Annotated in this window: 4 protein-coding genes; all 4 read left to right on the plus strand. The window is 74.6% G+C overall.

Annotated features, from left to right (window positions below; genetic code table 11):
* The coding region (locus tag M0638_RS28105) for a hypothetical protein (RefSeq protein WP_248670262.1) at positions 1–242 on the plus strand (242 nt) is incomplete at its 5' end.
* Positions 239–670, plus strand: coding sequence for a hypothetical protein (locus M0638_RS28110; protein ID WP_248670263.1), 432 nt, complete (start codon positions 239–241; stop codon positions 668–670). The genes M0638_RS28105 and M0638_RS28110, both read left to right, overlap by 4 nt.
* Positions 667–1,089 carry a hypothetical protein gene (locus M0638_RS28115; RefSeq protein ID WP_248670264.1) on the plus strand — a complete coding sequence of 141 codons (423 nt, stop codon included), beginning with the start codon at positions 667–669 and terminating at the stop codon, positions 1,087–1,089. Before M0638_RS28110 ends, M0638_RS28115 begins: the two co-directional genes overlap by 4 nt.
* Positions 1,086–1,358, plus strand: coding sequence for a hypothetical protein (locus M0638_RS28120; RefSeq protein ID WP_248670265.1), 273 nt, complete (start codon positions 1,086–1,088; stop codon positions 1,356–1,358). Before M0638_RS28115 ends, M0638_RS28120 begins: the two co-directional genes overlap by 4 nt.
* The last annotated feature ends 156 nt before the right edge of the window (positions 1,359–1,514 follow it).

Here is a 1,514-nt window from a genome sequence, read left to right on the forward strand (position 1 = left end):
CCAACGTGCTGCTCACCGACTACCGCCGCAACGGCGACGATGCCGCGTACAAGGCGTGGCTGCGCGAGCATGCCCAGGAGTTCGCCCGTCTGCACGACCGCATCGGGAAGGCCGTGCCCGCGACGCGGGCGGGGTTGGTCGCCCTGGCGCGCTACGCCCTGCGTGATCGCCGCGGCGGGGCCCCCGACGCCCCCGCCTATGCGGCGCTCCGCGGCTTCCTGGCGCTGGAGGACCGGACGTGACCCCGCGCTCCTTCCCCGCCGTGGCCGAGCTGGCCGGCGCCGTCCGCAAACGCCGCGCGTCACAGGCGCACATCGCGCGTGCGAAGCGCTCCTACGAGGAGGCGGTGACCTGGCCCGGCGACTGCGACGAGATGCCCGATCCGCGTGCCATCGCGCCGCTGCCGGTGGCGCGGGCCTACGCGCACGACATGCGACCGCTGCCGGAACTGCTCGCCGCCGGCTGGCGCTTCGTGCCGATCGCGAAGGTGGTCACTGCCTGGTTCGAGGGCGTGCGCGGCCTCACCTGGGGCCGGCGCAACTGGCTGGTGATCCCGCCGGAAAGCTGCACGGAGCCGGCCCGCGCCTTCAAGACGCGCGGCGAGGCGCAACGCTGGGCGACGGCACAGATCCGTGCGGCGTGGCAGCAGGCGGCAGGAGACGCGACATGAGCGCGATCCTCCCCCGCCGCGGCGCGCTGCGCGGTGCGGCCATGGCGCTGGCGGCGGCGCGTGCCGTCGCGGCACCGAGCGCCGATGCCGAACTGCTTCGGCTCGGTGCCGAGTTCGAGCGCCTTGCTGCCGCCGAACGGCGCGCCTGGGATCTGGCGGACGCGGCGGCGGGCACGGCCGGCGAGGCCGCCTGCGACGCTGCCGCCGAGGAAGCGCAGGCGCGGACCAGCATGGTGGTGCGGGCCATCGAGGGCCGCGCCGCTACCACAGCGGCTGGCATCCTGGTCAAGGCCCGTGCGCTGGCCTGGTGCGGCAGCTTCGAGGTACCGCCGGTCACGCCCGACATGGCGACCAACGAGCGCCTGACGATTGGCATCATCGGTGACGCGCTGCGGCTCCGGCCGCCGGTGACGCCGTGAGCACCCGCCAGCACCACGGGGAGGCGCGCCGCGACGGCGCGTCTCTCCCGCTCGAGCTGCGCCGCCTCGCCCCGGCGCTGTGCCAGCGCGCCCGCATCGAGGCCCTGGCTGCGTGGCTGATCGACCTGCTCGACCGCATGGATGGCGACGTGGAGGCCGAGCCGGACCACGACGGCGAGGAGGAGCCCGGCGAGGCGTGGGCGCAGCCGCCCGTGCTGTGCGTCGAGCTGGTGCCGGCGCGGCGGATCGCGCGGAGGGCGGCGGCATGAGCATGCACGCGCCCCACCGGCGCAGCGGCGGCATGCCTTCCACTCCCGGAAATCCGGGAGTGCCCACCACCGACGAGCGATTCCGAATCGTGGGTGCTGCTGGAATATCAACGTCTTGCAGCAAGCATCGGAATCACTCGTCGGCGGAGGCGGCGA

This window comes from Roseomonas acroporae (genome assembly GCF_023223525.1).
Lineage (GTDB): Bacteria > Pseudomonadota > Alphaproteobacteria > Acetobacterales > Acetobacteraceae > Roseomonas_E > Roseomonas_E acroporae.